The organism is Nocardioides sp. P4_G4, assembly GCF_056401085.1.
The window spans coordinates 1-7,577 of record NZ_JBFUKA010000139.1 but is presented as its reverse complement, the minus strand read 5'-3'; the positions used below and the strand labels follow the sequence as shown (position 1 = coordinate 7,577).

Below are 7,577 nucleotides of genomic sequence, written 5' to 3'. Positions count from 1 at the left end.
GTCTGGCTCTTCGTACAGGGAAGCAACCAGAGGGGCAGTCAACCAAATAGCGCACGCAACGCTGACAGCCAAAATTACATTGAGATAGAAGATCTGGTCACGCTTGTCCGCTTGCATATCGGGTTCCCGCATGACAGCCATCGACAACCCGAAGTCGCTCAAGACAGCTGCGATTCCAACCACGGCCGTCGCCATCGCGACAACACCGATGTCCGCGGGACTGAGGAGCCGCGACAAGATCACTAGTCCTGCGAACTGTGTCGCCCCTCGAGCGAGTTGTCCCAAGACCATCGCCACTCCGCCACGAAGGGCGGTCTCGCGCAATGCCGCATTGCTGGCTTGACTCACCGAGCGCGCCTGCCGTGAGATTCCAGGATGCCTTGCAAGAACTGTTCCGGCCCAACCGAAGCCATTGCCCAGCGACGCGCCTCGTCAGCTAAAGGCTGAAACAGTTCTGGGTGGTCCAGCACCTTGACCACGTGTTGGGCGAACGGTTCCGCATCCGTATGTATGCCGGCGTACAGGCGGTCCGAGCCAATGCCCTCAGCCCCGACGGGGGTCGACACCACTGGAATACCCCACAGCATCGCTGTGATGGTCTTGAACTTGACACCCGCGCCCAACCGCAGGGGGACCAAGACTAGGCTCGCGCCCCGATACTCCCCGTTCAGAGAATCTAGATACCCAGTCGCTGACACCCGCGTCGATAGCCTGCCCGGCACACCCGCCAAGTATTTGTCACTACCGACGCCAACCAACCTCAGTTCTGCATGCGGTACGGCTCGCTGGACGTGGGGCCAAATATGCCCTAGAAGCCAATCGGCCGCATCCACGTTCTCACGCCGATTGAATGCGCCGACGAAAATGCAGCGCCCTGGAACCTGGCGCAACTCTCGAGACATCTCAGGGTCGTACAACATGGGTGGCACCACAACGACCCGCGAAGTCGCCGCCAGACTGTTGAGAATTCCCGCATCCTTCTCGCTAAACGTCGTAATTCGATTAGCGATTCCCAGCAGCTTCTTCTCTTGACCTTGGGCGACCCACCGCCGCATTAGGTGCAACGGGCGAAGCACGAGTGCCGCATTCGAACCCTCCCGGCGGAGTCGCTGGCTAACTACGTCGTGGGCAACTACCACGATATGAGCCGCTGGCTTCCGCTTTCGGACTTGGTCATGCAAGCCGGCCATTTCAGTCCACTGATACTCAATCACGTCCGCTTCATCGATGATCGGGCTAAGTTCCGGCTGTCGCGAAAGTGCGTGGCGAGCGCCCAGAGGGATTGACAGTGGCATCAAGCGATACTGAATCTTCCTTAGAAGGGCAAAAGCCACCGTTGCGTAAAGTCCACGATAGGCAAGCAAGATCGGCCGGTACTTCGGCCGCACTGAAGTGACAGCATTCCGATTGCGCTCGGAGTCTATCGCTACCACCGTGACATCGGCGTACTCCTGCATTGCCTCAACCGCGCGCAGCAAAAACTCGCCGCCGGCATGATCAATACCGTAGTAGGGCAAACACCGCGAAAAGATCGCGACATTGTACTTAGACATCTCGAGTCCTTGAATATCGTTTACGCATCGTCGATCCGGCAATGGCCCTACGCGTTCACTGTCGCTCGCTCGAATCGCTCCAGCTTCGAAAGCGACCTGCAGACCACGGCACCGAGACTCCACCCGAACAGAAGAGCAAACCTGTCCAGGGTAAGCAGGTGCGGGAAAAACCAGTATCCAGGCACCGCCGCCAGAAGAAAGGCGGCCCCGAAAATCGACCAGGGAGGAGCGGACTCAGAGGCAACAAGCAAGCGAACTGATGCTATTCCGGAATGGATAACGAGGATTGAGATAAGCACTAGCCCCACAATCCCAAAGTGCAGCCAACCATAGAGAAATTCATTGTGAACGTATAACAGTTCACCTTGACGGACGACAAAGTCGCTGGTGGGCGTCGCTCGTACGCCGACACCCTCGACGGGGTTCTCAAGGGCGAGGCGCATGCCGGCCTCATTGTCGCGAAGATGGCCACGCGTGGAGGCGTCGGAGTCCGATCCGCCGGTCAGGCCGGTCCAAGCCGCGCGAATCGATCCTGCCGTGCTGTCCAACAGGCGTGGGAAGACTAGAGAAAGGAGGGCACCGCCCACGATTGCCCCGTAAGCCAACTTCAGCGACAAGGACACTCTCCGCGCAGCCAGCGCGCAGATCAGCAGAACCAGAATCGCGCCCACCAAGGATGCGCGGCGGATTGAAACACCAGCAAGCAGGAGCGAGCTTGCCAAGAGCGCCCAGCGCGCCAGCTTGGAGCGGTCGGAGTAGATAAGCCCAACCGCCAAAGAACCGGCGGCGACCAGCATCACCACGGAATCGTAAAATGCGATCGGAACCACTCCGTCGTGTTCCGCCCCCTGACCCAGGGCAAGAGCGCTCGCTCCCAGGATGGCCTTCAAACCCACCACGCACGCGAGAACCGCGCAGAATTTTGCCGCCGCGTCTCGCGATCCGTCCCGGTTCATCATGCACCCTGAAACGAATCCTGCCAGGGCGGCGATAAGACTTTGTGCGCTTGCCAAGCTGTCTGTCAACGACTCACCCTGGAGTGTGCCGAGCAAGACAACCCAAGCAATGAATACAGACATAGTTGCTGCCGGTAGTCGTGCGCCCGGGGCAAAGAAGACAGACCAACCGAGAGCAATTAGGACCAATGACAGGGCCGTAACTACGGGAATTCCGAATAGAGTCGTCGCGTACCACACTTCCGAGGCCGCGGATACCAATGGGCCCGTGTCATTGATGTTGCCACCGGCTACCAGTTCCTGTTCCACAAGGATCGCAAAGATGAGTGGCACGTATGCGCGGGCCGAGGCAGAGAGGACGAACAGAGACGCGGTCACCAAGGTGACCAAAGTGATCACAGGAGCCGCTCCTTCTTTGCTGCCGACCCTCGACGCAAGGACATCAGCTGTTCCAGCCTTCGCCGCGGAATAAGCCCCGCGGAACCAACGCAGAAAGCGCGAATGGAGGGAAGCCGACGATTCTTCAGCACCTCTCTACTGGTCTGCCTCACACCTGAGAAGGAGCGAGCATTGAGGGCGTATCGCAGCACCTGAGCAGTCAAGAAGTCTGCGTAGTCCTCACGCGACATGTATCTCGCCCCGTCGTTCGTGGCCCACGCTAAAGAAGCGTCCCAGTTGTCGCCTGCCGAGATGGAATTCGCAGAACCGACATGGATGTTTGCAAGCACTTGTGGATGGTGGAGCACCTGGACACCAGGCACTGAGGCAGCCCGCAGAAGCCAGTCCCAATCCTGATGACGCGGGAGCCTTCGCCATTCCACCTGATCGCACAACGCCTTGCTGGCAAACAGCGTCGACGTGTACAGCGAGGCGCGACGAACTGAGGGGTCGCGTCGCCAGAAGAGATACTCAGAGACGCTCTGACCCCAACTCATGAGGCGTGCGGGCACTCCATCAACGATGCGGTCGGAGCCATCAAACGAGTGCTGGATACGGCAAGAAACGACAGCGAGCGCACCCCGCGCCTCGATCGCTTGAGCGAGTTCGAGTTGCTCCCGAAGCTTTCCACTGAACCAGAAGTCGTCGTCGTCGAGAAAGGCCACCCACTCGCCCGAACTCTCCCTCACTCCATCAGAGCGTTGACCCACCCGTCCGGACGTCGGAACCACCCTCAGTCGCAACGGCTCGGCGGCTTGCTGGAGCTCGTGCGAGTCGAGGCCGGCCTTTGAGTCATCGACAACCACGATCTCGACGACGTTTCGGATGTCCTGAGCCCTGACGGACTCAATGGCCCTCAAGAGCTCCGTCGGCCGGCGGCCCGCGGTAGGTATGACTACCGAGATGTCGGCCTTGTCCTGTCGCACCACGTCCCTCACCCTTCGCTGGCTGGAGACATCCAACCCCGCTCACGGGTACAGGACCAACTCGCGCTTGCGCAGGGAGCCGCTTGGGGTGGCCTCGGCATGCGCAGACGAACGGCTGCATGTTGGGCATCGGCACGCGTCCCACACACCGGCGTCCACCGCTGGGGTCTCCCGCCCAACGTCGCCGTGAAAGCACGTTCATTGCACACTCGAGACTTGGGCCCGGTCTGTAGCCAGGGGGGCACGACCCGCCCTCAGCTTTGCGCCCGTAGAGGAGCGGGCGGTCGTACCAGGCGAACGGCAATGTACTGGCTAGCCTTGAATATCGACTCCCTTCCCACCCGGCCACCGTGACCAGCCGTGCGCGTGCTCGGCGTTGAGGCCTCGGCGCTTCTCCGTCTTCGATCGACGGCGATGCGCGTTCCCAACTCGGGTCGTTGCTGCGCCAAGGTGGGCATCTCACCGGACGTGTCACGTCGCGCTAGCGGTAGACCAGATGACAGGCTCGGACTACTTGCCCCTTGCCCGGACGTCACCCTCAGAACGCACGTGCGGGCATAACGCTTCGCCTACATTCGGAGCCATGAGTAGTGGATCCGGTGTTACCTGCCTTCGGGTCGTTCCTGTAGCCGCGACACACGCGTTGCTCGAGTCACCTGATGCATCGCCTTGCCAAGCTCCTAGCCGCGGCGACGCGAGGACCGCGGGGGGCTCCCCCAAGCGCAGCGAGAAGACCGACGTGGGTAGGGCCATCTTCAAAAGGAGCTCGGATAAGCCATGAGGGTTCGTCGAACGAACCTCGCCGATCTCTCCATCGTGGATGGTCGCGCAACAGTCAGGCTCGGCCAAGCGGTACTTGCACTGTCCGGCCCTGCGACAGTGATCTTGCAGTCCACTTCAGTGGATGAGACCAGGACGATTGAGGATCTGACGTCAGCGCTCATTGCCGAGTTTGGCGAGCCTGAGCCGCCTTACAACGCGACCGATCTATTGATGGGACATCTCTACGATTTGTCCGCGCACGGTCTAGTGCAGCTACAGGGTGCGACCTGTCCTGCCGATTCTGGCCCATCGCGGAGCGTCGCCCTCGACTCAGTCCGCTCGGCGTTGAGGTATCTGCGCTCTGACACCAGGGCGGTTTGGAATGCGCCGGTTGACCTTGCACCCCGCGAGTTCGTAGCCGCCGCGCATCAGCATCACGTCGTGTCACTCCTGGCCAGCAACCTGGACAGGCTCGGACTGGCACCAGACGCGGCGGCCAATCTGCGGGCTGCTGGCCAGCATCACGATCGACAGGTGGAGCTGCTCGCAGCGGAACTGTGCAGAGCGCTAGATGTCCTCGACCGAGTCGGAGTGCGCGCGATCGCGTTCAAGGGCTTGGCGCTGGCCGTTCTGGCCTACGGAGACTTGGAAGCCCGCGGGCCCGGTGACCTGGATCTCTTGGTATCTCCAAAGGATGTGGAGCGAGCCTACGCCGCACTCGAATCCGAGGGATGGTCCAACGACGACCACTATCCCCGGCCGGGCGCGACGTGGGCATGGCGGCATCTTCGACGGACGGGGTACGAAGTGAGCTTGAGTTGCCAAACCAGTTCGGTGGATTTGCACTGGCATCTCACACCTTCGGCCAGCACCTTCCCCCCCTTCGAGGTCCTATGGCGTAGGCGTAACCAAGTCCGCATCGGCGACAGAGATGTGCCGACACTCGCACCGTACGACGCCCTTGCGCACTCGGCGGGGCACGCGGCGAAGGATAGGTGGCGTTGGCTCAGAAGCCTGGTCGACGTGCACCAACTGGCCGGGAACTCCAAGACCTGGGTGGATGCCGATCGACCCCTAAGACGCGATCAATTGCAAACGGTCGGACTGGCCGCGCGGATGTTTGGCGTTCCCGAGCAAGCACCCTCCGTCGTCAGAGAGGCGTTGTCACTCACGCCGCCCATCTGGTACGACACCATGGCACTTCAGCTCGAAACCGACGCAACACACCCTGAGCGGCCAAACGACTGGTTCCTCACTCGGGGTCTTGCGACGGCACGACAAACGTCGGCTCGGCCGCGTGACTGGGCGCGACTTCTCTCAGCGAATGTCCTTCCGCCGTGGCTCACTGTCGACGAACTCTCCCCACACGGTTGGATCGCAGTCCCACGGTCCCTGGCGCGCCGCGTACGGAGACTTGGGACGCGGCTCTAGCCGCTGGAGAGGAACTCTCCGCGACAAGACCCGGCAGAGCAGCCCAGCCGTTCATTGGCGGGTCACAGATCGATTCTCGTAGGGTGACCGCGTGCCGCAGCCCATGGATGAGCCGTCGCGTCGACTGGTGGTCCGGGGCCTCGGCGTCGGCGTGAGCCTCGTCGTCACCGGCAGGGAGCTCGGCTGCGCCGTCCATGACGCCTGGCGCGATGCTCTCTCCCCCTCGGACGCTCCCGCCGTAGTCGGCCTGACCGTCGCCCTCGGACCAGCCGGGGCGGCGGACGTCACAGGCGACACGATCGATGAGGTCCTCCACTACCTCTCCCCCGCCGTCACGACTCGGATGATCGAGAGCAGGGCGGGCGAGTTGGTGATGCTGCATGCGGCAGCCCTAGCGGATCCCGCTACCGGTGCCACTGCCGTCCTGGTGGCACCGTCCGGGACGGGCAAGACCACTGCGGCCTCAACGCTCGGCAAAGCCCTGGCCTACGTCACGGATGAGACGTCGGCGATCACGCCCGATGGCACGGTGCTGCCGCATCGCAAGCCGCTCTCCGTGATCGAGACCGGTCACCTCAAGGCGCAGCGCTCTCCCAGCGAGCTGGGCATGAGGACGACGGACCGCGAGTGCCACCTCGGCGCGATCCTGCTTCTCGACCGACAGGTCGACCACGTGGGCGAGCCGCAACTGTCCCGCCTCGAGATGGTGGACGCCCTCGCGGCGCTCGCTCCGGAGAACTCCTACCTGAGCAGGCTCGAGCGTCCCCTGCATCGTCTCGCGGACCTGATCCACCTGGCCGGCGGCGCTCACCGCGTCACCTATCGGGAGGCAGCGGACCTCGCTCCACTCGTCGCCCGCCTGTTGGCCCTGCGATGAGGGTGCGCCGCGGCGCCCTGCTCGACGTCCTCGTCGAGGACAACAGGGCAGCCGTCTTCGTGGACGGCCACGTGGTGGTGCTCTCCGAGATGGCCACGACCATCCTGGCGGCCACGCCCGTCGTTGGCACCACGGATCTGGAGCAGCTCACCGAGGCAGTTGTCGAGGAGCTGGGGCCTCCGCCTGCTCCGCACCGCGCCCTGGACCTGACGCACGGCCAAGTGCTTGAGCTCGTCCAGCACCACGTCCTTGAGGTCGCGCCGGGACCAGACTCATGACGTCCGGTCCCGGAGCGACGCGATCAGCAGGGGACGTCCCTGCCGGGCGCCGAGACGTGGCTACTTTGACAGGGTGATGATCGGCGTGGTGTAGGAGCCACCGCCGGTCCAGGAGAACGTGATGGTGACCTTGACTGCCGAATCCGGGTTCTTGTCGAGCTCGAGGTGGGGAGCGAAGTTGACCGACTTTCCCGCATCCAGAGACGGAGTGTCGTACGTGTAGATGCCGCTTGTCCTCGAGGTGGTGCCCCTGGTCCATCCCGTGAGCGTGAACCACTGCTTGACGTATGCGTCCGAGCCCGTCACCACGTTGACTGTCGCCACGAGCCCGGAGAGGGCCGCCGAGCCGGCAGTGA

8 protein-coding genes are annotated in these 7,577 nt (G+C 62.5%); 3 read left to right on the top strand and 5 right to left on the bottom strand.

The window, feature by feature from the left end:
- The 4 genes from AC1DQF_RS20755 to AC1DQF_RS20740 form a co-directional block, all read right to left on the bottom strand.
- Positions 1 to 348, bottom strand: a 348-nt coding sequence (locus AC1DQF_RS20755; RefSeq protein WP_477527126.1) for an oligosaccharide flippase family protein, incomplete at its 3' end; no start/stop codon positions are given.
- The gene (locus AC1DQF_RS20750) at positions 345 to 1,553 is read right to left on the bottom strand and encodes a glycosyltransferase (protein WP_477527125.1); all 1,209 of its coding nucleotides are present in this window, start codon (positions 1,551 to 1,553) and stop codon (positions 345 to 347) included. The genes AC1DQF_RS20750 and AC1DQF_RS20755, both read right to left, overlap by 4 nt.
- Before the next feature lie 47 nt (positions 1,554 to 1,600).
- Positions 1,601 to 2,908, bottom strand: a complete 1,308-nt coding sequence (locus tag AC1DQF_RS20745) for a hypothetical protein (protein ID WP_477527124.1) — start codon at positions 2,906 to 2,908, stop codon at positions 1,601 to 1,603.
- Positions 2,905 to 3,876: a glycosyltransferase family 2 protein gene (locus AC1DQF_RS20740; RefSeq protein ID WP_477527123.1), complete on the bottom strand. Its 972-nt coding sequence runs from the start codon at positions 3,874 to 3,876 to the stop codon at positions 2,905 to 2,907. Before AC1DQF_RS20740 ends, AC1DQF_RS20745 begins: the two co-directional genes overlap by 4 nt.
- 774 nt (positions 3,877 to 4,650) lie before the next feature.
- Between AC1DQF_RS20740 and AC1DQF_RS20735 the strand changes: the two genes are divergently transcribed.
- From AC1DQF_RS20735 to AC1DQF_RS20725, 3 genes are all read left to right on the top strand, one after another.
- Positions 4,651 to 6,066 (top strand): nucleotidyltransferase domain-containing protein, encoded by a 1,416-nt coding sequence (locus AC1DQF_RS20735; protein WP_477527122.1) that lies wholly within the window; start codon positions 4,651 to 4,653, stop codon positions 6,064 to 6,066.
- A gap of 91 nt (positions 6,067 to 6,157) precedes the next feature.
- Positions 6,158 to 6,943, top strand: coding sequence for a hypothetical protein (locus AC1DQF_RS20730; RefSeq protein WP_477527121.1), 786 nt, complete (start codon positions 6,158 to 6,160; stop codon positions 6,941 to 6,943).
- Entirely contained in the window at positions 6,940 to 7,221 is a 282-nt protein-coding gene (locus AC1DQF_RS20725) for a hypothetical protein (protein WP_477527120.1), read from the top strand. Before AC1DQF_RS20730 ends, AC1DQF_RS20725 begins: the two co-directional genes overlap by 4 nt.
- A gap of 60 nt (positions 7,222 to 7,281) precedes the next feature.
- On the opposite strand, the gene AC1DQF_RS20720 is transcribed toward AC1DQF_RS20725, so the two are convergent.
- Positions 7,282 to 7,577 (bottom strand): hypothetical protein (locus AC1DQF_RS20720; protein ID WP_477527119.1); only part of this gene is annotated, 296 nt, incomplete at its 5' end.